General features: G+C 43.9%; 19 protein-coding genes and 3 pseudogenes. 6 read left to right on the top strand and 16 right to left on the bottom strand.

Annotated elements, in window-relative coordinates:
• Positions 1 to 137: 137 nt before the first annotated feature.
• From MMY81_RS03970 to MMY81_RS03920, 11 genes are all read right to left on the bottom strand, one after another.
• Positions 138 to 1,022 carry a polyprenyl synthetase family protein gene (locus MMY81_RS03970; protein ID WP_252311728.1) on the bottom strand — a complete coding sequence of 295 codons (885 nt, stop codon included), beginning with the start codon at positions 1,020 to 1,022 and terminating at the stop codon, positions 138 to 140.
• Positions 1,015 to 1,260, bottom strand: a complete 246-nt coding sequence (locus MMY81_RS03965; RefSeq protein WP_252311727.1) for an exodeoxyribonuclease VII small subunit — start codon at positions 1,258 to 1,260, stop codon at positions 1,015 to 1,017. Before MMY81_RS03965 ends, MMY81_RS03970 begins: the two co-directional genes overlap by 8 nt.
• Positions 1,250 to 2,641: an exodeoxyribonuclease VII large subunit gene (gene xseA, locus MMY81_RS03960; protein WP_308215214.1), complete on the bottom strand. Its 1,392-nt coding sequence runs from the start codon at positions 2,639 to 2,641 to the stop codon at positions 1,250 to 1,252. The genes MMY81_RS03965 and xseA overlap by 11 nt, the downstream gene beginning before the upstream one ends.
• Before the next feature lie 2 nt (positions 2,642 to 2,643).
• Positions 2,644 to 3,507 (bottom strand): bifunctional methylenetetrahydrofolate dehydrogenase/methenyltetrahydrofolate cyclohydrolase FolD, encoded by an 864-nt coding sequence (gene folD, locus MMY81_RS03955; RefSeq protein ID WP_252311726.1) that lies wholly within the window; start codon positions 3,505 to 3,507, stop codon positions 2,644 to 2,646.
• The gene (gene nusB, locus MMY81_RS03950) at positions 3,504 to 3,917 is read right to left on the bottom strand and encodes a transcription antitermination factor NusB (RefSeq protein ID WP_120193348.1); all 414 of its coding nucleotides are present in this window, start codon (positions 3,915 to 3,917) and stop codon (positions 3,504 to 3,506) included. Before nusB ends, folD begins: the two co-directional genes overlap by 4 nt.
• 191 nt (positions 3,918 to 4,108) lie before the next feature.
• Entirely contained in the window at positions 4,109 to 4,513 is a 405-nt protein-coding gene (locus tag MMY81_RS03945; RefSeq protein WP_252311725.1) for an Asp23/Gls24 family envelope stress response protein, read from the bottom strand.
• 30 nt (positions 4,514 to 4,543) lie between these two features.
• Positions 4,544 to 4,945 (bottom strand): hypothetical protein, encoded by a 402-nt coding sequence (locus tag MMY81_RS03940; protein WP_120193350.1) that lies wholly within the window; start codon positions 4,943 to 4,945, stop codon positions 4,544 to 4,546.
• 101 nt (positions 4,946 to 5,046) lie between these two features.
• The gene (gene panF / locus MMY81_RS03935; protein WP_252311724.1) at positions 5,047 to 6,483 is read right to left on the bottom strand and encodes a sodium/pantothenate symporter; all 1,437 of its coding nucleotides are present in this window, start codon (positions 6,481 to 6,483) and stop codon (positions 5,047 to 5,049) included.
• Positions 6,480 to 6,758 (bottom strand): YhdT family protein, encoded by a 279-nt coding sequence (locus tag MMY81_RS03930; protein WP_252311723.1) that lies wholly within the window; start codon positions 6,756 to 6,758, stop codon positions 6,480 to 6,482. Before MMY81_RS03930 ends, panF begins: the two co-directional genes overlap by 4 nt.
• Positions 6,759 to 6,861: 103 nt before the next feature.
• Positions 6,862 to 7,419 carry an elongation factor P gene (efp, locus tag MMY81_RS03925; protein WP_120193353.1) on the bottom strand — a complete coding sequence of 186 codons (558 nt, stop codon included), beginning with the start codon at positions 7,417 to 7,419 and terminating at the stop codon, positions 6,862 to 6,864.
• Between the two features lie 49 nt (positions 7,420 to 7,468).
• Positions 7,469 to 8,539: a M24 family metallopeptidase gene (locus MMY81_RS03920; RefSeq protein ID WP_252311722.1), complete on the bottom strand. Its 1,071-nt coding sequence runs from the start codon at positions 8,537 to 8,539 to the stop codon at positions 7,469 to 7,471.
• Positions 8,540 to 8,787: 248 nt separating this feature from the next.
• On the opposite strand from MMY81_RS03920, the gene MMY81_RS03915 reads away from it, so the two are divergent.
• The 3 genes from MMY81_RS03915 to MMY81_RS03905 all read left to right on the top strand — a co-directional run bounded on the left by MMY81_RS03915 (position 8,788) and on the right by MMY81_RS03905 (position 11,089).
• Entirely contained in the window at positions 8,788 to 9,735 is a 948-nt protein-coding gene (locus MMY81_RS03915; RefSeq protein WP_252311721.1) for a DUF1385 domain-containing protein, read from the top strand.
• A gap of 66 nt (positions 9,736 to 9,801) precedes the next feature.
• Entirely contained in the window at positions 9,802 to 10,278 is a 477-nt protein-coding gene (locus MMY81_RS03910; protein WP_252311720.1) for an SA1362 family protein, read from the top strand.
• A 229-nt stretch (positions 10,279 to 10,507) separates the two neighbouring features.
• Positions 10,508 to 11,089 (top strand): hypothetical protein, encoded by a 582-nt coding sequence (locus MMY81_RS03905; RefSeq protein WP_252311719.1) that lies wholly within the window; start codon positions 10,508 to 10,510, stop codon positions 11,087 to 11,089.
• On the opposite strand, the pseudogene mntR reads toward MMY81_RS03905, so the two are convergent.
• Both mntR and MMY81_RS03895 read right to left on the bottom strand, forming a co-directional pair.
• Positions 11,086 to 11,519, bottom strand: a pseudogene (mntR, locus tag MMY81_RS03900) (transcriptional regulator MntR). The gene MMY81_RS03905 and the pseudogene mntR sit on opposite strands and share 4 nt — an antisense overlap.
• 184 nt (positions 11,520 to 11,703) lie before the next feature.
• A pseudogene (locus tag MMY81_RS03895) lies at positions 11,704 to 14,257 on the bottom strand (vitamin B12-dependent ribonucleotide reductase).
• A gap of 391 nt (positions 14,258 to 14,648) precedes the next feature.
• Here MMY81_RS03895 and MMY81_RS03890 point away from each other — a divergent pair.
• Together MMY81_RS03890 and dat are read left to right on the top strand one after the other, a co-directional pair.
• Complete coding sequence (locus MMY81_RS03890) at positions 14,649 to 14,867, top strand: aminotransferase class IV (RefSeq protein ID WP_252311718.1); 219 nt, start codon at positions 14,649 to 14,651, stop codon at positions 14,865 to 14,867.
• Positions 14,771 to 15,508 (top strand): D-amino-acid transaminase, encoded by a 738-nt coding sequence (dat, locus tag MMY81_RS03885; RefSeq protein ID WP_253075836.1) that lies wholly within the window; start codon positions 14,771 to 14,773, stop codon positions 15,506 to 15,508. The genes MMY81_RS03890 and dat overlap by 97 nt, the downstream gene beginning before the upstream one ends.
• 34 nt (positions 15,509 to 15,542) lie before the next feature.
• Here the strand turns inward: dat and MMY81_RS03880 are convergent.
• Positions 15,543 to 16,378, bottom strand: a pseudogene (locus MMY81_RS03880) (lipoate--protein ligase family protein).
• 169 nt (positions 16,379 to 16,547) lie between these two features.
• On the opposite strand from MMY81_RS03880, the gene MMY81_RS03875 reads away from it, so the two are divergent.
• Positions 16,548 to 16,922, top strand: coding sequence for a rhodanese-like domain-containing protein (locus MMY81_RS03875; protein ID WP_120193362.1), 375 nt, complete (start codon positions 16,548 to 16,550; stop codon positions 16,920 to 16,922).
• Positions 16,923 to 16,956: 34 nt separating this feature from the next.
• Here MMY81_RS03875 and gcvPB read toward each other — a convergent pair whose 3' ends face one another.
• Positions 16,957 to 18,438: an aminomethyl-transferring glycine dehydrogenase subunit GcvPB gene (gcvPB, locus tag MMY81_RS03870; protein ID WP_252311717.1), complete on the bottom strand. Its 1,482-nt coding sequence runs from the start codon at positions 18,436 to 18,438 to the stop codon at positions 16,957 to 16,959.
• Positions 18,435 to 19,787 (bottom strand): aminomethyl-transferring glycine dehydrogenase subunit GcvPA, encoded by a 1,353-nt coding sequence (gene gcvPA, locus MMY81_RS03865; protein WP_252311716.1) that lies wholly within the window; start codon positions 19,785 to 19,787, stop codon positions 18,435 to 18,437. The genes gcvPB and gcvPA overlap by 4 nt, the downstream gene beginning before the upstream one ends.
• Between the last annotated feature and the right edge of the window lie 9 nt (positions 19,788 to 19,796).

The raw sequence follows: 19,796 nt of genomic DNA, 5'->3' as shown, positions 1-19,796 counted from the left end.
AGAACTTCATCGATGTGCCCTTCAGCGGATTTTTAGGCCCGCCTCGAAAATGGAGAATCGACTAGAATACTGCGCCATCCGATTTTGATGTAGAAATAGTATATCATGAATAAAAATTATTGTACAAAGCTCCAGACCTATTTTGTACGATGCTGAATATACTCTACGAATTCAGTAAGAATTTCGCTCTTTCCGTTCAGCTGGCCGGCATATTCTTTTGCTTTTTCAGCATGCCAGCTCAGCTTCTCTTTTGCTCCTTCAAGAGACAAAAGTTTTGGATACGTGCTTTTATCTTTATTTTCATCGCTTCCTGCCGGCTTACCCATTTCTATTGAATCGCCTTCGACGTCGAGAATATCATCTTTAATTTGAAAGACAAGACCGAGTTCCCTGCCGAAAGCACGAAGTTTGGAAAGATCTTCTTCAGGCGCCCCTGCCAGAATGCCGCCGGCTATAATAGAAAAGCCGAGCAGATCGCCTGTCTTGCGATGATGTATCGACTCAAGCTCCTGAAGGTTGAGAGTGGATTTTTCCCCCTCCATGTCTGCTACCTGTCCGCCTACCATACCTTCTGCTCCTGCCGCTCTGGACAGTTCAAGAATGAGCATAACTTTACTATGATCTGACGTGTCCGGGAGTTCAGCCAGCAGTTCAAATGCTCTTGTCAGCATAGCATCTCCTGCCAGAATAGCATGTGCTTCTCCATAAACTTTATGGTTGGTCAATTTTCCACGCCGGTAATCATCATCATCCATTGCCGGAAGATCATCGTGAATCAGGGAATATGTATGAATTAGTTCTACAGCACAGGCTGCCTGTACTACATTGTCCCTGCTATCCTGGTAGGATTGAAAAGCCGCAAGCAGTAAAAGCGGACGCACTCTCTTTCCGCCTGCTTCGATGGAATAAAGCATGGATTCCTTTAGAGCTGCAGGCATGGACAAATTCTGCACCGTCTGCGGCAGAACCTCATCAATACGAGCCTTGTTTGCAGATATGAATGATTCAAGCTGCTTATTCACCTGCATCCTCTCCATCTACTGTTAATGGTTTGATTTCTCCGTTTTCTTCTATAATAACGTCCATCTGCTTTTCTACTTTTTTAAGCTTGTCGTGACAGAGGGAGGAAAGCTGCATTCCCTCCTGATACATGTGAAGGGCTTTTTCAAGCGGCACATCTCCTTCTTCCAGCTTGTTTACCGTAGATTCCAGCTCTTTAAGAGCTTCTTCAAAAGAAAGTTCTTTATTTTCACTCATCATTTTCACCTTCCTTTTTTTCAAAATCCCACTTACGCTTGGAAACTGTTTCTATTACTTTTGTCTGAACGGTGCCGTCTTTCATCTGCACATCCAGCCTGCTGCCCGGAACCGCCTGCTTCACAGAGGAAATCAGCTCACCTTTTTCATCAAATGAAACCTGGTAGCCTCTTTCTAAAATCTGCAGGGGATTAAGCAGGTTCAGTTTTTGGAGAACATGATAGAAATCATTTTGTTTATTCTGCAGATACCTGTTTTTTACTTTTTCAAGACGTTCTGCGGTCTGGTAATAGTCTTTCCGGCTGGATTCCAGCTTTCTCTGCGGATGCTGGAGCTCCAGTCTTTTTTTTAGTACCTGAAACGACGATAAACTGCCTTCCAGCAGGAGAAGGCGTCTTTTCTCCAGTCTGTCCATCAGCCTGTCAAGTTCTTGTTCTTTCTGCTGAAGAAGCTGCATCGGGTAACGAAAGGCATATGCCCCTTGAAGCCTTTTCAGGCGTTCAGCACCGTGTTTTCTATGATTATCCATAGCCAGATGCAGACGCTGTTCAAAGGAAGCAATCTGCTGAACAACGTCAATTAATGAAGGCACGGCTATCTCTGCCGCTGCTGTTGGGGTAGCTGCTCTCACATCAGCCGCAAAATCTGCAATGGTAAAGTCTGTTTCGTGCCCTACTGCAGAAATAATTGGAATGGAGGCCGCGTGAATGGCCCGGGCTACGATTTCTTCATTAAAAGCCCAGAGTTCTTCAATCGATCCTCCCCCTCTTCCTGCTATAATTACGTCTACTTCCGGATCTGTCTCCGCCTGTTTCAACGCACGTACAATCGACGGCGCTGCATCTCTTCCCTGAACCAGCACCGGATAGAGAGTGATACCGGCTGGAGGGTATCTCCGCTTTATTGTTGAAATCACATCCCGTATCGCAGCACCTGTTGGAGAAGTGATCACGGCTATTTTTTTAGGATAGGCGGGAAGCTGCTTTTTCGTATCTTCACGAAAAAGCCCTTCCAGTTCCAGTTTGTTTTTCAGCTGTTCGTATTTAATGAACAGCTGGCCGATACCATCTGGTTCCATATCATTAACATAAAGCTGGTACTGGCCGAAAGGCTCATAGACAGAAACACGTCCCCTGATTAATACTTTCATTCCATTTTCAGGCTCAAAAGCAAGCGATTTGTTATTTCCGGCAAACATAACGGCTGATATTTTTGACCGTTCATCTTTTATAGTGAAATACATATGGCCCCGGCTGTGTTTTTTGAAGTTGGATATTTCACCTCTCAGCCAGACTGCCTGCAGATCAACGTTCTGTTCAATAGTCTGCTTAATGCGGGATGTCAGCTGAGAAATAGATATCCAGCGGTCCTCCATAGCAGTCATCTTTACCGTGCCTGCCTGTTGTATTCACGAATCGCTGATTCAAGCGTATTGTATAAAAGCATCGTAATAGTCATTGGTCCGACTCCACCGGGAACGGGTGTGATATAGGAAGCTTTTTCTTTTACGTCATCAAACAGAACGTCTCCGCATAATTTGCCGTTCTCTTTTCGATTCATTCCGACATCGATTACGACTGCCCCGTCTTTTATGAAATCTTCGGTTACAAATTCCGGAATACCAATCGCTGCGATGACAATATCTGCCTGTCTGGTATAGCTTTTCAGATCTACCGTTCTGGAGTGGCAGTATGTGACAGTAGCATTTTTATTCAACAGCATCTGTCCCATTGGCTTTCCGACAATGTTGCTTCTTCCTATTACGACTGCGTGTTTCCCCTCGATAGGAATGCCTTTGTACTCAAGCATTTTAATGATACCGTACGGCGTGCAGGGAAGGAACGCTTCCTGGCCGGTCATCATCCGTCCAATACTGATGGGATGAAAGCCATCTACATCTTTGTCCGGATGAATGGCTTCAATGACCTTCTTTTCATCGATCTGCTTTGGAAGCGGAAGCTGAACGAGGATGCCGTGGATCGCTGTATCCTGATTATATTGCTCTATTACGTTCAAAAGGTCGTTCTCTGAAATAGTATCAGGTAGTTCATGAAGAACCGAATGGATTCCCGCTTCTTTTGATGCCTTGTCTTTTCCTTTTACATAGGACATGGAGGCTGGGTTTTCTCCGACTATAATTACAGCAAGTCCCGGCTCTACTCCTTTTTCTTTCCATTCGGCTACCTGTTCTTTAATGTAGCTTCTTGTAGAAGCGGCTACTTCCTTACCGCTGATAAGTTCAGCTGTCATGACTCCTCCTCCTTTTTTAGTTCGCATTCTTTTAACACGTTTGACAAAACGCCGTTAATAAAGCTTCCTGACTCTTTTCCCCCGAAAGCTTTTCCAAGCTCAATCGCTTCGTTAACACTTACATGCAGGGGAATATCTTCAACAAACAGCATTTCATACACAGATTCCCGCAGAATATTCCGGTCGATATTGCCGACTCTTGTGATGGTCCAGTTATCAAGATGTTCCGTCAGCTGAGCATCGATGCCTTCTTTTTCTTCCAGCGTACCTTCAATAACAGTAGTCAGAAACTCATCCGCTGTTTCATCTTCTTCTAATGTATTTTCCAAAGCACGCTGCCATTCTACTCCTGTCAAATCCACCTGATATAACACCTGTACCGCTCTTAATCGTGCTAGCCTTCGATTCATTACCCATTCCCTCTTCCTGCTTATCACAGGCTTTAAACTGCGAGCCTGCTGTTTTTACGATAAATAAAACCTGGTCCGTACCAGGCTTTGTCTGCAAAAGCGTCCGCTCACCCTGCTTTTTTCTTTTGTTCATCCTAAGAGAATAAAAAACTGCTATAACAGGGTGAGCTGTTATAACAGCCTAACTTTACTTAATTTTGTTTATCTGCTTCTTTAGTTTCTGCATGATCAAGCTGAATAGCAGCTACATGAATGTTAATCGAATCGATCGCTACGGAAGTCATTGTTCTCAAAGCCTGATAAATTGCTTTTTGAAGCTCTTTAGCTACTTGAGGCACCACCACTCCGTACTGCATCGTAACCGACACGTCAATTTTCACACCCATTTCGCCAAGATCCACCTTGACCCCTTTGCTTACATTTTTCCTGCCTAGTTTCTCTGCTACGTCCAATGCGAAATTCCCTCTTAATGAGTGAACTCCGCTGACCTCGGATACAGCAAGCGCGGTTATTACTTCTATTACATCCGGAGCTATTTCAATCCGTCCGAGTTCATTCCACTCTTCTTTAATATCGAGTACTTTTGCGTCACTCACTGCAGGGCCTCCTTTAAAAATAGATCTATTTTATTCCGGCTTCTCTGCTTCCGCCCGCTCTTTCTCCTGAGCTTCAAGCGCTTCTTTTTCAGCCTGTTCTTCCTGCTTTCTTACAAATTCCTCTTTATACTGTCTGAACACGGGAAATTCAGATAGATTATCAGGGATTTTATCATTTTCAAGAAGAATAATCTTTACCAGATTTTTATTTCTGGCCATGTGATACTTTTCTTCATATTCATTTTCTCTGACAAATTTCTTCAGGTTGTCATAATCTTCTTCCTGGATGGAAACAGTGTATGATCCGCTGCCTTCGCCGTATTCATGACTGAAGCCGACTTCAAATTCCACAATTTGAATTTGGTCATTCTTCATATTCCTCGTCTGTTCTAATACTGCTTTTGCACCTTCTGTTAAGTCGTTCCAATCCATTATAATTCCTCACTTCTTATTTATATTGTAAACAGTACGTTTTTTCACGTGTTGATTATACCACGCAGGTATGTTTTTTTCATCTACCCATCTCCGCTCTTTTACACAACGGCCGGTATCTTTTTATGCGTCAGCAGGCTCACGCCGATATAGCAGAATAAAGACAAAATAACGGGAATAGTAACCGAATGCACCCCTAAAACATCGGGCGTAAACTGATAAATAAGCACATAGGAACCAACACCGCTGATAATGGAAGCAAGAGCGCCGTGTTTATTTCCTTTTTCCCAGTACAGGCCAAGAACAATCGGCCAGATGAACGCTGCTTCCAGTCCGCCGAATGCAAATAAATTCAGCCAAATTAAAAGATCCGGAGGATTAAGGGCGAGTATAAAAACAGCTGCACCAAGCAGAATCGTTACAGAGTACGTGACTTTTTTAATCCGCCGGTTGTCCGCCTCCGGCTGTATATAATTTAAATATACATCCTTTACCACCGTAGAGCTGACCAGCAGCAGAAGCGAGTCAACTGTTGACATAATAGCAGCCAGAGGCGCAGCCAGCACAATCCCTGCCAGCCAGGCGGGCAGGACTTCGAGCACGATCAGCGGCATAACAGTATCCGGTGCGTCTATTCCCGGCAGAATCGGTCTGGCCAGGACTCCGGTAAGGTGAATTCCAAACATCATAAAAGCTACGACAAACGTTCCAATAATAAGCGCCCGATGCATGGAAACAGAATTTTTATAAGACATTGCTCTTACAGCTACCTGAGGAAGCCCGACAACCCCAACCCCGACAAGAATCCAGAAAGAAGATACATAAAGCGGCGTCAGCTCCCCTTCCGCTCCAAATGGAGAAACGAGAGCCGGGTTTTCAGCCGTGAGATCAGCCATAATTGCCGGCAGCCCGCCCCCGGCAATGATCGTTCCTGCTAAAATAATCAGTGTTCCAAAAAACATAATAATACCCTGAATCGTATCTGTCACTACGACGGCTCTAAACCCGCCAATGGTCACATATATCAAAATGGTCACGGCAAAAATAAATAAAGCGGTAGTATACGAAAGCCCGGTGATAGTCTCCACCAGCCTTGCACCGCCTATCCACTGGGCTGCCATAGCCGAAAAAAGGAACAATACGATACTTGCTGCACTCAGTATAACAACCGCTTTGCTTTCATAGCGGCTTTTTAAATAATCAACCAGCGTTATTGCTTTATATTGACGAGACTTAATAGCAAATCGTTTTCCGAGAATCATTAACGTAAAGTAACCCGTCACTACCTGAGCCATCGCGAGAAGAACCCAGCCCAGCCCCTGCGTATAAGCTGCACCCGGACCCCCGACAAAGCTGCTGGCACTGCCGTATGTAGCAACCATCGTCATGGCCAGGATCAGTCCGCCCATCTCCCGGCTGCCCAAAAAGTATTCCTGCAGAAAATCACTTTTTTTTGAAATTCGTTTCGCTGACAAAAAACCGACCATAAATACGACGGCTAAAAACAAAAGTAAAGGAACTATTACAGCTGTATTCATTTCTTTTCTTCCTCTTCTTCCAAAGATATATCAGTAAAAAAGAATCGAACGGCCAAGGCCACCAAAATAATAATAAAAATGGGAACGATCACACAGCTAAAAAAGAACCAGGCCGGCAGGCCGGCTATATATTGGTACTCTTCCGGAGGACCAGAACCAAGACCATAAGCAAAGCCAAACCATAAACAGAAATGAAGGATCACAATCGCTGTTCCAATCAGTGCTTCTTTTGCCGTAATGCTCCAGCGCTTTTTTACCGGGGACTGCTCGTTCATATGCCCTTCTCCTTTCCTTCCTGTAGAGGGTGATGAAATACTTTCACTATATTTCTGCAAAGAAAAAAGGCCGTAAAGTGTCTTCCACTTTTAGGTCTTTTTTCTACGCTCTAGAAACGTAGTTACCGCTTCTAGTATCAATCACCAGGCGGTCGCCTTGATTTACAAAAAATGGAACCTGAACTGTTAATCCTGTTTCAAGGGTAGCCGGCTTTGTACCGCCGGAGGAAGTATCTCCTTTAACACCGGGCTCTGTAGCAGTAACTTCCAGCTCCACTGTATTTGGCACTTCCACACCAAGTGTTTCTGTACCATACGTGTTAACCTGTACTTCCATGTTGTCCTTTAAATAATTTAATTCGTTTTTCAGCTGATCGCTCGCAAGCTCAAGCTGTTCATACGATTCGTTATCCATGAACGTGTGCATGTCCCCGTTGGCATATAAATACTGCATGCGGCGGCGTTCAATATGGGCGCGTCCTACCTTTTCACCGGCGCGGAATGTTTTTTCCTGAATATTTCCTGACCGGAGACTTCTTAATTTGGAACGTACGAAAGCTGCTCCCTTTCCAGGTTTTACATGCTGAAAGTCTACTACCGTCCAAATATCATTATCTACTTCAATGGTAAGTCCTGTTTTAAAATCGTTTACTGAAATCATTGCCGTGCCTCCATTTTTTATCAATTCGGTACTTACTATATCACACTAATCATTCTCCTACTATTACTAATTCCTTTGGCGCGTAGGTCAGCACCTCATTACCTTCTTCCGTAATCACAATATCGTCTTCAATTCTTGTGCCGCCTGCTTTTGGAACATAAATACCCGGCTCGACCGTTACTACCATTCCAGGCTCGAGCACTTGGCTGCCTTTTGGAGAAAGCCTCGGTCCTTCATGTACCTCCATGCCGAGTCCATGACCGAGACCGTGGCCAAAGTATTTTCCGTACCCGGCCTGCTCAATGTGGGCTCGTGCAATCTGGTCTGCTTCTATGCCGGTCATGCCGGGTTTAATTTGTTCAACAGCCAGCAGCTGCGCTTCCAGTACAGTCTGGTAAATCTTTTTTAATTCGCTGGTCGGCTCTCCTACAGCAATGGTACGCGTAATGTCAGAGCAGTAGCCTTTGTAATAAGCCCCATAATCAAGCGTAACCAGCTCTCCGCCTTCAATAATTTTACTGCTGGCGACACCGTGGGGCAGCGCGCTTCTCCAGCCGGATGCAACAATTATATCAAAGGAGGAAGAAACCGCTCCTTCTCTTCTCATGAAAAATTCGAGTTCATTGCTTACTTCTGTTTCTTTCATTCCGGGTTTAATAAATGTTGTGATGTGATCAAACGCTCTATCTGCAATTGCAGCCGCTTCTTTTAAAACAGCTATCTCTTCGGGTGTCTTATAGAGGCGTACATGTTCAACAATCGACGACGTGGGAACCAGCTCCGCGTGAATTTGTTTTTTCATCTGGGTGTACTGCTGATACGTTACATATTCTTCCTCGAATCCAACAGCCTTTAGTGATAAAAGCTCTGTGAGGCGTGCAGTTTCCGAAATAATGCCTTTTTCATGCTTCACTATTTCAAATTCCGGACACTCCTCGGCTGCCTGCTCTATGTAACGGAAATCTGTAATAAAATAGGCTTGTTCTTTCGTAATGAATAAAGCTCCGGCGGTTCCGGTAAATCCTGATAAATACCTGCGGTTTGTCGGACTTTCTATAAATATGGCTTCTATTTCTTTGTTCTCCAGCTGTGCTCTTATTTGTTGAATCAGTTTCTGCATATTTGCCTCCTACAGTCATCCATTATTTATCACGGCTTTATTTTATCATATATTGAGAAAAGACGGGCGCTTCGGGATGCTTGTTCCGGTATTTAAATTTCGAGTGTAAAATCTTCAGAAAAGGGAAGATAACTGTATGACTTCGATTACGTATAGAATTGATATTATTGTAGTGAATGCCCGTAAAATGGTGTAAAATTGAAGATAACACACCAATGTCATATTTCTGGCATGGATGGGATGATACTATGACTGAATCAAAAAAAATGGCATACGGAGGCCAGGCTGTTGTAGAAGGCGTCATGTTTGCCGGCAAAACAACGACTGTCAGCGCTATCCGCCGCAATAACGGGGAAATTGAATATTACGAAGTAAAGAAAAAAAGTATTCCTATCCTGCGTTCTTTAAAAAAAATATTTATCATCCGCGGTATTGCAGGATTAATTGAAGCAAGTTCAGTAGGGATGAAGCATTTAAATTACGCTTCTGACCGCTATGACGTTAACCCAGAAGATGATGAAACACCTCCGGTGGAAAAAGCTTCTTCCTCTAAGTGGGGAATGATATTGGGAACTGCAGTAGTGGGAGTCACTTCGTTCTTATTTGGAAATTTTATTTTCACCGTTCTTCCAGCCGTTGCAGCAGGAGGATTTACCCCTATGTTTCCCGGCCACGTTGCCCAAAACCTTCTGGAAGGATTTTTTAAACTTATTCTGCTTTTCCTCTATATTTATCTTATCTCCTTGACTCCAATGGTTAAAAGGCTTTTCCAGTATCACGGAGCGGAGCATAAAGTAATTAACACGTATGAAGCAGGAGTCCCGCTCACTGTTCAAAATGTCCAGCGCCACTCCAGGCTCCATTATCGCTGCGGCAGTAGTTTTATTTTATTCACCGTTATTGTCGGGGTGCTTATTTATTTAATGGTGCCGTTTGACTCGCTGGCTGAACGTATTGTTCACCGGCTGGCCCTTATACCAGTCGTTCTGGGCGTATCTTATGAAGTCCTACAGGGAACGAATAAAGTACGGAACATTCCTGTACTAAAGTGGCTTGGACTTCCGGGATTAGGTCTTCAGCTGCTTACAACAAAGCCTCCTAAAAATGACCAGGTGGAAGTAGCGATCCTATCTTTTGAAAAACTTCTTGCCGAAGAAAAGCACTCAGCCGAGCCAATTGACCATAATGCTGTATAATGAATAATAACAAAGTAGTGTTTTGAAAACCTGGCTTTCCAGGTTACTCTTAATGGAGGTGATCATATGTCGAGCTTGCTTCGCCGGCCTTTCCTGCTGCTGTTGTTCGGACTTGCCGCCTTTGGTCTTGGTAACCAGCTTCTAACAAACCCAATATCTTTTTTGATATCTTTAGCCATCGGTCTCGCTATCGCAGTAGGCCTGTATTTTCTTTTTACGAAAGTTATTATGAAAAAGATGACCCAAAGACAATACCAGTCTCATACTCCTCCGAGATCAAAGGCAGCCAATGCCCGTCGTGGAGGATCTGCAGCTCCTGCTAAAAGTCATTATAAAGCAGCAGGCTCTCAGGCAAAACCTGTAAAGAAACGTTCTACAAAAGCTATTGCCCGCAAAAGAAGCGATACACATTTGACTGTTATTGAAGGCAAAAAAAACCGCAAAAAGAACCGGGCTCTCTCTTTTAAAGCCCGGCTCTTTTTATACATAATTGTTTATCGATCTTCTCTTTTTGAAAGACAGAAGGAGGAATTTCCTGCATGATGCCAATTCTGATGATCAGTTTTCTGTCCGGCCTGCCCTTATCCTTATTGAATGTTTTTTTTCATCCATTTATATATTTCATCATTATACCCGTTATTTATTGGTGCTTCCATAAACAGCTCGGTTTCAGACTTTTGTTTATTATGGCTTTTTCCATTTACGTAAATATTCTAATTTTTCTATTTATCCTTTTGGTACACCGGTTCTGCTTGATCAGCAATTTTCCGGTATGCCTATCGCCTTTCAAAGCGCCATAGTCTTTTGGGGATTTCTAATCCCTGAAATATCAGACCGCCGTTATACTATATTCGCAGCCGTTATTATTGCTTTAGCAGGGTTTTTGGCTTTTTTGGATCCTTCTTATACAATTGCTGACATTTTTTACGCCGGCCTGATTGGTTTCTTTTTGATTTTTACATTATATCGGTCGCTTGATTGGATAGGCGGGGCTCCTGATTTTCTTCTGCTGGGTGTTGCTGTTCTTCTGGGCATCTGCCTGTTTCTACTGGAACCGCAGGCAGCCTTTTATGCCGGTCTGCTGCTGGGCTTTAGTGCAGGTTTTGACATTGAGACCATTAAGAACCGAATGGCGTATCCGTCGTCCTTTTTTCCAAAAATAAAGGCCTCTCTGGTCGGACTGGCCGGAGCTGTTCTTCTTCTTTTAGTATTTGAACTTGCCGTTTCATCGGCCGCTGTCTTTTTATCAGGCATAATTCTTGGCCTTTGGATTACCCTATTTGCCCCGGTTCTTTTCATAAAAATGACCTTCTCTAAAAGAGAAGGCGGCATTCTATCGAGCAGAAAAAGCTAATCTTCCAGCTTTTCCTGCTCGTTTTTACTTTGTACCTCACGGAGATTTTCTACTCTTTTCGGGTCCTCTTCGAAATACTGAACAATATCTCCTATACGATCTATAGCATCCCAGCTTAGATGATGTTCAATTCCTTCTACGTCCGTATAAATATGCTCATGCTCCACACCAATAATCCGCATAAAGTTTTCGAGCAGTTCATGTCTGTAAACTAGACGCTTTCCAATTTTTTTCCTTTTGCCGTTAAGATCAATCCTCTGTATTTTTCATAGACTAAGTATTCCTGCTTATCCAGTTTCTGAACCATTTTTGTAACAGAAGAAGGATGAACCTCCAGCGTTTCTGCAATATCTGATACTCTGGCATATCCTTTGGATTCTATAAGCTGGTAAATCCGCTCTAAATAATCTTCCATGCTAGGAGTAGGCATATAGGATCCTCCATATACTTCATAGTTTATGACAAATTGTTGCGCTTCTTTATTGTACATGAATAAAAGAAAGTTCACAATTTAATTCACTATATTGATCTCAATAGAAATTATTTTTCCCTTCCGCAAACTGTAAACTAAAAAAAGAAGCCGGGTTTCTTCACCGGCTTCTTTTTTTCTTATTTTATAATCCACACTTTAATTGAGCACTGCAGTTTGTGCATGTGTTGCAGCCGCCAATATCTTCAATAGAGCCTTCCCGGCAGACCGGGCACGTATCTCCAATTTCATTACCGAAATTAACAGTAGTGGAGCGGACGTCTTTAATCGTATCTACCAGTACTACTTTCTTTTCGGGAGATGCTTCGGATTCTTCTTTTGCTTCAAAGGTATTGTCTTCTGCTTTTAAAGTTAGCACCTGTGCATCGCGGCTTCCATCTACATAAACTGTCCCGCCTTTGGCACCGCCTTTATAGAGACGCTCATATACACCCTGTACCTGCTCGACGGTATAGCCTTTAGGAGCATTAACCGTTTTAGATAATGAGCTGTCTACCCATTTTTGGATAACACACTGCACATCTGCATGGTTTTCAGGAAGCAGTTCCATTGCAGAAATAAAGAATTCCGGAAGGTTATCTTTATCTGCTCCTGGGTTTCTGTCCAAATATTCCTGTACAATCGCCGCATTCACTTCAATGAATTTGCCAAGACGGCCGCTGCGATAGTATTTAAATGAGAAGTACGGTTCCAGGCCGGTACTGACACCTACCATTGTTCCAGTACTGCCGGTTGGTGCTACCGTAAGAAGATGAGAATTACGGATACCATATTCCTTCACTCCATCTAAAATGTCCTGCGGCATTTTCTTCATATAACCGGTTTCCGTGAAAGCTCTGCGGAGACGGTTTGTTTCTTCTTCCGAAGATGCCTCAAGATAAGGGAAGCTTCCTTTTTCTTTAGCAATTTCAATACTTGTACGATACGCAGTCGTTGCAATCGTTTCAAATATTTGATCAATCAGGACATTGCCCTCTTCTGAGCCATACGTTGTTTCCGTATAGATAAGCAGGTCATGCATTCCCATAACGCCCAGGCCAACCCGGCGCTCTCCTTTTGCCTGCTTTGTATTATCCTCCAGGAAGTATGGAGTAGCATCAATAACGTTGTCCTGCATTCTTACACCGGTTGCCACGGTTTTGCGCAGCTTATCAAAATCTACTACTTTTTCATCTTTATCAGCCATTTCGGCTAAGTTTACCGCAGCCAGATTACAAACGGAGTAAGGAGCCAGCGGCTGCTCTCCGCATGGGTTGGTTGCTACTACTTTCTGTCCATAGCTCTGTGCGTTTGTCTGCTCGTTTGCATTGTCTATGAAGAAGATGCCGGGCTCTGCTGAATAAGTGGCACATACGTTGATCAGCTTCCACAGTTCACGTGCTTTGATGGTGCGGTACGTACGAACAGCATGCCCTTTTTGTTCCCACTCCCGGACATCTCCGCTTTCCTGCCAGTCTTTGTTGTATTCTGCCATTTCTTCCTTGGAGTACTTTTCTACATCCGGAAAGCGCAGCGAATAGTCTGCATCATTTTCTACAGCTTTCATAAAATCATCTGTAATACAGACGGAAATGTTTGCACCGGTTAAAAACTCCGGTGAATTAACAGTATACGTACCACCGGCATTAAGTTTATCTTCTGCTTCCTGAAGGACTTTACTGTCAAATCCACCTTGGCCCGGGATGGACTGGTAGTTAAGAATTCCCTGATACATAGCTTCTTCGGTTGGAGACAGCGGAGTAAACTTTAGTTTTTCCTCGATAAGTTTCTTTATCTGATCATCTTCTGTATTTTCAAGCAGAAAGCGCAGAATGCGCGGATTCTGCATTTTGGATACAATAAATTCAAGAATATCGGGGTGCCAGTCTGCTAGCATAATCATCTGGGCGCCTCTTCTTGAACCACCCTGCTCTACCAGGTGGGTAAGCTTTGCGATATCGTCAAGCCAGGAGACAGAACCGGAAGATTTACCGTTTACTCCTTTTGCAAGCGTATTTCTAGGTCTCAGAGTAGAACCGTTCGTTCGACACCGCCGCCGCGGCTCATAATTTCCATTACCTGTTTGCGGTGCTCGGAGATTCCTTCTCTGGAATCTGCAATATAAGGCATAACGTAACAGTTAAAATACGTAACATCTGTTTCTGCTCCGGCTCCGTACAGCACGCGTCCTGCAGGAATAAAGTTCATATTCACTAATTCTTCGTAAAATTCCTCGAAAGACTGACGGCGCCTTTCTTCTGTTGTTTCTACACTGGCAAGCCCTGTAGCATTGCGTTTGGCAATCTGCTCATAATATATTTCCAGAGGTTTTCGATCACATCGAGAGAACGGACAACCGTTCCTGTTTCAGCTTCCTTTTCGTTAAGAAGCGGGAGGAATTCATCATCTACTCTTACTTCTGCTGTATTATTTTCCCGGTCAATAACGGTGACAAACCCAAATCCTCTGGCAGGGAATTTTGGATCTTCTTTTACAGTTAAAATAACAAAATCATTTTCTTTCAGTGTCTTTTTTTCCGTATCTTTAAACGTATAACGGTCAAGCATGACCAGACGGGAAACACCTGATTTTGTCATCTGCATGTCTTCTGTTACGGGGTGGACCTGCGGGAAAAGGGATATATCTTCATTTAGTTGAACCGTATTTACTTTAGGCATTTGTTTTGTTGCTGTACTCATGTAAATTCCTCCTGTTTCACTTCTCAATTTTTCGGAATCGAACCGGCAGACCAGGCTGTTTTTTCTGTAGAACAAGAAATAAACACCAGATTAGTTTGGCATGCAGCTGATTTAAAGCTCTTTCTGAATGATACCATACGATCTTCGGTTAAATCAATATATAGTATTTATAATTTATATATTGACACTATATATAGTTTTCAAACCTCTTTTATAAATTTGTCAATTTCATAAAAGGACAAAATAAGAAGCTATCCGCTCCTAAACTGTCATACGCCGTTAAAAAACCCGTTATTTCATTAAATTCATTTCTTGCACAGAAGAACGAAATTTGTATGTAGGTTTTTATTCTTTTTCATGGTATCTTAGAAAAAAAGCCGGAGGTAATATAATGAACTATGTATGGAGAAAAGGCAATCTTATAGAACGCAGTAACGCTGAAGTTTCGTTTGAAGACCGCGGATATTATTTCGGCGACGGTGTATATGAAGTAGTGCGCCTTTATAACGGCATCTGCTTCAGCTCGAGGAGCACTATAAACGATTCGTACGCAGCACAGAGGAAATTGATATTCCTATTCCATTCGACCTGCTTCAATTCGAAGATATGATAAATTCACTATCAGAGAAAAATAATGTTTCCAACGGCTACATTTATATTCAAATTACGCGTGGGGAGCAGGAGCGCAATCATTTATATGAACGCGGGCTCGACCCTGTAGTAACTGCTTTTGCAAAAGAAGCCCCTATTCCTTTTGAAAAGCAGAAAATCGGGATTGCTCTTTACGCGCTCGAAGATATTAGATGGCTCCGCTGCGATATAAAAACCATTAATCTGCTGGGAAATGTAATGGCTAAACGCAAAGCTGAAGACAATGCATGCGATGAAGCCCTTCAGCATCGGGGAACAACTGTAACGGAAGGGTCTTCGACCAATATTTTTATTGTTAAAGATGGTGCTGTGATTACCCATCCTGCCAATGAGCTTATATTAAATGGTATTACCCGGCTGTTTATTCAAGAGCTTGCGGAAAAGCACCATGTTCCTTTTCTTGAAAAAACCTTTTCTGTAGAAGAAGCATCCCATGCAGATGAAATGTTTATTTCCAGTACAACAATGGAAATTACGCCGGTGGTCCGTATTGAGGGCTCTTTTCAAGCAGACTATTCCATCGGTCCGGTTACCAGACAGCTCCAGGAAGCGTTTTCCGAAGCTGTCAGACCACACCAGAAATCATCCCACTTAAAATAATAAACAAAAAAACCCGCTGAAAGGCGGGTTTTTTTTACCTGCGGTAATTCCATTCATCTGATTCGTAACGTTCTGCTGCCAGTGCCTGTATTTCGTTTTCCTGTTCCTCGGTGAGCTTATAGTCCACCCAGTCTACATTCAGTCCGTCAGCGAAACCTTTATGAAACGCCTGCACTACCTGCTCATGTGTTACAGGTGTCGTTTTTAATGCATTAATAGCTACGGCTTTTTTGCGGAAGGCACGCTGCATTCTTTCCCGTACCCGGTCATTGGAGTACGTAAATACATCGAACAGCATGTCTTCATCAAGGTCGATAATGATCGATCCGTGCTGGAGTATGACGCCCTTCTGCCTCGTTTGGGCGCTGCCTGCAATTTTACGTCCTTCCACTACCAGCTCATACCAGCTCGGGGCATCAAAGCAGACCGCAGACTGGGGATTTTTCAATCCCTGTTCTTCTTCTTTGCTTTTAGGTACTGAAAAATAAGCGTCCAGTCCCAGATTCAAAAATCCCTGAAGCAGCCCCTCGGATATTACACGATACGCTTCTGTTACAGTAGCGGGCATAAGCGGGTGTTCCTCCGATACAATGACGCTGTACGTCAATTCCTGATCATGCAGCACTGCCCTTCCCCCGGTCGGCCGGCGGACAAAACCGAGTTTATGTTTATCTACTGCATCTAAATCGATATCTTTATGTACCTTTTGAAAATAGCCGATTGAGAGAGTAGACGGATTCCAGCCGTAAAGCGTACCACCGGCGGAATTTTTCCTTCGCTGTGCCAGCGCAGGAGCATTTCATCCATTGCCATATTATACGCAGGAGATTGTTTCCCTGAGTCTATAAAGTACCATTTTTCTTTTTCCATTTCAGCACACCTTTCTTTTCATCTTTCAGTGTACCAAAGCTTTTTCTATTTCTAAAGAAGTTAAGATTTTTCCCGGCAATTTGCTTTGTATAATAGATTTGTTTTGCTTCTTGAAGCAAAAATTATTATAATATTCCTTGTGAGCTTTTTTTAAAGGAGAGGAACAAATATGGCTTGGATCCTATGGGGTATTATCATCGTTTTGTTGTCATTTCTACTATACAGAAGGCTTGTAAAGCCTAAGTTTCTAACAGAATTGACAGAAGAAGAATTCAAACAGGGGTACAGAAAAGCACAGCTGATTGACGTAAGAGAACCCCGTGAATATGACGGCGGCCATATACTCGGCGCCAGAAACATTCCGCTTTCCCAGTTAAAACAGCGCATTACGGAAATCCGGAAGGATCAGGCGGTCTATTTATACTGTCAGTCCGGGTCCCGCAGCAAGCAGGCGGCTCGTGTTATCCAAAAGAAAACCGGCAATGAGGACATTTATCAATTAAAAACCGGCTTCAAAAAATGGACCGGCAAAATTAGAAAATAAAAAGCTGTCTCCCCGCGGAGACAGCTTTTTTGTTCTATGATTGATAAGCTTCTTCTTTTTTAGAAAATTCATGCCGTAGCACGGGTTTTCTTGCAGCCAGCGTCTCATCGAGTCTTTTGATTACGGTTGTATGAGGGGCTTCCTGAACCGTTTCCGGATTTTCTTCCGCCTCTTTGGCAATCGTTATCATCGCGTCTGCAAATTCATCCAGCGTTTCTTTTGCCTCGGTTTCTGTCGGTTCAAACATCATACACTCCTCTACATTGGTAGGAAAATAAATGGTAGGAGGATGATAGCCGAAATCAAGCAGCCGCTTCGCAATATCCAACGTTCTGACCCCGAGCTGTTTCTGTCTTTTTCCGGAAAGAACAAATTCATGCTTGCAGTGTTTATTGTACGGCAGATCATAATAAGGCTCGAGAAGCCTCATCAGGTAGTTTGCATTCAGAACTGCATATTCAGACACTTTACGCAGACCTTCAGCCCCCATCGTGCGGATATACGTATGCGCACGTACGTTAATGCCAAAGTTTCCGTAAAAAGGTTTTACACGTCCAATAGATTCCGGACGGTCATAGTCCCATTTGTAGGCTTCATTTTCTTTTACAAGCAGCGGTTTCGGAAGATAAGCGATTAAATCCTTTTTTACACCTACAGGTCCGCTTCCCGGACCACCGCCTCCGTGCGGGCCGGTAAATGTTTTATGCAGATTCAGGTGAACCACATCAAATCCCATATCGCCCGGGCGCGCTATTCCTAATATAGCATTGGAGTTCGCCCCATCATAATACAGCTTGCCTCCAGCCTGATGAATAATCGCCGCCATTTCCTGGATATCCTCTTCAAACAAGCCAAGTGTATTTGGGTTTGTAAGCATTAGAGCTGCCGTGTCTTCCCCAACGACTTCTTTTAAATGCTCAAGATCCACCAGACCACGTTCATCGGTTTTTACCGTCACTGAATCAAACCCGGCTACCGTAGCGGACGCTGGATTTGTGCCGTGTGCCGAATCCGGAACAATAACCTTGGTTCGTTTAAGGTCTCCATTAGCTTCGTGGAACGCTCTAATCATCATCAGGCCGGTCCATTCCCCCTGCGCTCCTGCGGCCGGCTGAAGCGTCACTTCATCCATTCCTGCTATCTCTTTGAGCTCTTCCTGCAGCTCATACATCAGCTGCATCGCGCCCTGCACCTGATAGTCCGGCTGATACGGATGAAGATGGGCAAATCCTTTCAGCCTGGCGGAGTCTTCGTTCATTTTAGGGTTATATTTCATCGTACATGAACCAAGCGGATAAAAGCCGGAATCCACTCCGTGATTTCTAGTCGATAGTGCTGTATAGTGCCTCATAATCTGCAGCTCTGATACTTCCGGAAGTTCCGGGCTGTCTGTCCGCTGCATTTCTGCAGGCAGAATGGTATCCATATCCACATCAGGTACTTCCAGTTCCGGCAGCGAATAACCTGTACGACCAGCTTTGCTGTACTCAAAAATCAGCTTTTGTTCTTTATTCATGCCAGCACCCCCTTCAGTTCTTCCACAAAGAGATCAATCTCTGCTTTGCTGCGTTTATCTGTTACACAAAGCAGCATCTGTCCTTTTTTGCCTGCTTTCGTCTGTTCCAGGTCGTATCCGCCAATGATGCCGCGTTCGAATAGGGCACGGTTTATTTTATCGGTCGAGTCCGGGAGTTGAATAACAAATTCATTAAAAACGGGCTGCTCTGCTGTTATTTGTATTCCTGCCTGCTGCAGCTGTTGTTTCATATAATGTGTTTTTTTAACGTTTTGGGCGGCCATCTCTTTGACTCCCTGCCTGCCGAGCGCCGTCATGGCTACAGATGCAGCCAGGGCATTGAGTGCCTGGTTGGAACAGATGTTGGACGTCGCTTTATCACGGCGTATATGCTGTTCTCTCGTCTGAAGCGTCAATACAAATCCACGGATGCCATCCTCGTCCTCCGTCTGGCCGACGAGCCTGCCCGGTACTTTTCTCATTAATTTTTTCGTCGTTGTAAAATAACCGCAGTGTGGGCCCCCGAACTGCGTCGGAATCCCAAATGGCTGTGCATCGCCGGTCACGATGTCTGCACCAAATGAGCCGGGTGATTTCAGTACGCCTAGTGCCAGAGGATTACTGGATACGACAAATAGTGATTTATACTGATGGATCAGTTTTTCGGCGGCCTGCAGATCTTCAATGGAACCATAGAAGTTAGGATACTGCAGGATAACCCCGGCCGTATGTTCATCAATCTGTTTTTCCAGTGCATCCATATCTGTTTTTCCATCCGTAAGCGGAATAGTCTCTACCACGATCCCAGGTCCGGAGGCATACGTTTCTATTACATGCAGCGATTCCGGATGAACGCCTTCCGATACTAAAATTTTCCGCGATGGGCTTTTGTGCTGGCTTCCTGCAACCAGTGCCGCTTCGGCCAGCGCGGTATGGCCGTCATACATAGACGAGTTGGCAATATCCATCCCTGTCAATTCACATACCATCGTTTGAAATTCAAAAATTGCCTGCAGTTCCCCCTGGGAAATTTCCGGCTGGTAAGGCGTGTAGGCTGTGTAAAATTCTGAACGCCGGATCACATGATCAACAATGGAAGGAATGTAGTGATCATAAACCCCCGCTCCTAAAAAGGAAGGGTACGACTGAAGATCAGCGTTTTTATCGCTCAACTGCTGGAGCTCTTTCATTAATGCCGTTTCATTTAATGGGGCACGCAGTTTCATTTCCCCTTTATAGCGTATCTTTTCAGGAATATCAGCAAAGAGTTCTTCTGTAGTGGAAACCCCTATGGTTTTGAGCATTTCCTGTTTATCGGTTTCTGTCATAGGCAGATAGCGAAAATCCATTCCTATTCC

The organism is Sinobaca sp. H24 (assembly GCF_023845525.1).
The sequence above is the reverse complement of the archived record's forward strand: the minus strand, read 5'-3'. Positions and strand labels throughout refer to the sequence as shown.

Excerpts from the sequence above, each read along its gene's own strand:
- MMY81_RS03890 (WP_252311718.1), top strand. The coding sequence starts at position 14,649 with ATGAACTATGTATGGAGAAAAGGCAATCTTATAGAACGCAGTAACGCT.
- MMY81_RS03930 (WP_252311723.1), bottom strand. The coding sequence starts at position 6,758 with ATGAACGAGCAGTCCCCGGTAAAAAAGCGCTGGAGCATTACGGCAAAA.
- xseA (WP_308215214.1), bottom strand. The coding sequence starts at position 2,641 with ATGACTGCTATGGAGGACCGCTGGATATCTATTTCTCAGCTGACATCC.
- nusB (WP_120193348.1), bottom strand. The coding sequence starts at position 3,917 with ATGAATCGAAGGCTAGCACGATTAAGAGCGGTACAGGTGTTATATCAG.
- gcvPB (WP_252311717.1), bottom strand. The coding sequence starts at position 18,438 with ATGAATAAAGAACAAAAGCTGATTTTTGAGTACAGCAAAGCTGGTCGT.
- MMY81_RS03905 (WP_252311719.1), top strand. The coding sequence starts at position 10,508 with ATGCCTATCGCCTTTCAAAGCGCCATAGTCTTTTGGGGATTTCTAATC.
- efp (WP_120193353.1), bottom strand. The coding sequence starts at position 7,419 with ATGATTTCAGTAAACGATTTTAAAACAGGACTTACCATTGAAGTAGAT.
- MMY81_RS03920 (WP_252311722.1), bottom strand. The coding sequence starts at position 8,539 with ATGCAGAAACTGATTCAACAAATAAGAGCACAGCTGGAGAACAAAGAA.
- folD (WP_252311726.1), bottom strand. The coding sequence starts at position 3,507 with ATGACAGCTGAACTTATCAGCGGTAAGGAAGTAGCCGCTTCTACAAGA.
- MMY81_RS03875 (WP_120193362.1), top strand. The coding sequence starts at position 16,548 with ATGGCTTGGATCCTATGGGGTATTATCATCGTTTTGTTGTCATTTCTA.
- MMY81_RS03915 (WP_252311721.1), top strand. The coding sequence starts at position 8,788 with ATGACTGAATCAAAAAAAATGGCATACGGAGGCCAGGCTGTTGTAGAA.
- gcvPA (WP_252311716.1), bottom strand. The coding sequence starts at position 19,787 with ATGGATTTTCGCTATCTGCCTATGACAGAAACCGATAAACAGGAAATG.
- MMY81_RS03910 (WP_252311720.1), top strand. The coding sequence starts at position 9,802 with ATGTCGAGCTTGCTTCGCCGGCCTTTCCTGCTGCTGTTGTTCGGACTT.
- MMY81_RS03940 (WP_120193350.1), bottom strand. The coding sequence starts at position 4,945 with ATGGATTGGAACGACTTAACAGAAGGTGCAAAAGCAGTATTAGAACAG.
- panF (WP_252311724.1), bottom strand. The coding sequence starts at position 6,483 with ATGAATACAGCTGTAATAGTTCCTTTACTTTTGTTTTTAGCCGTCGTA.
- MMY81_RS03965 (WP_252311727.1), bottom strand. The coding sequence starts at position 1,260 with ATGATGAGTGAAAATAAAGAACTTTCTTTTGAAGAAGCTCTTAAAGAG.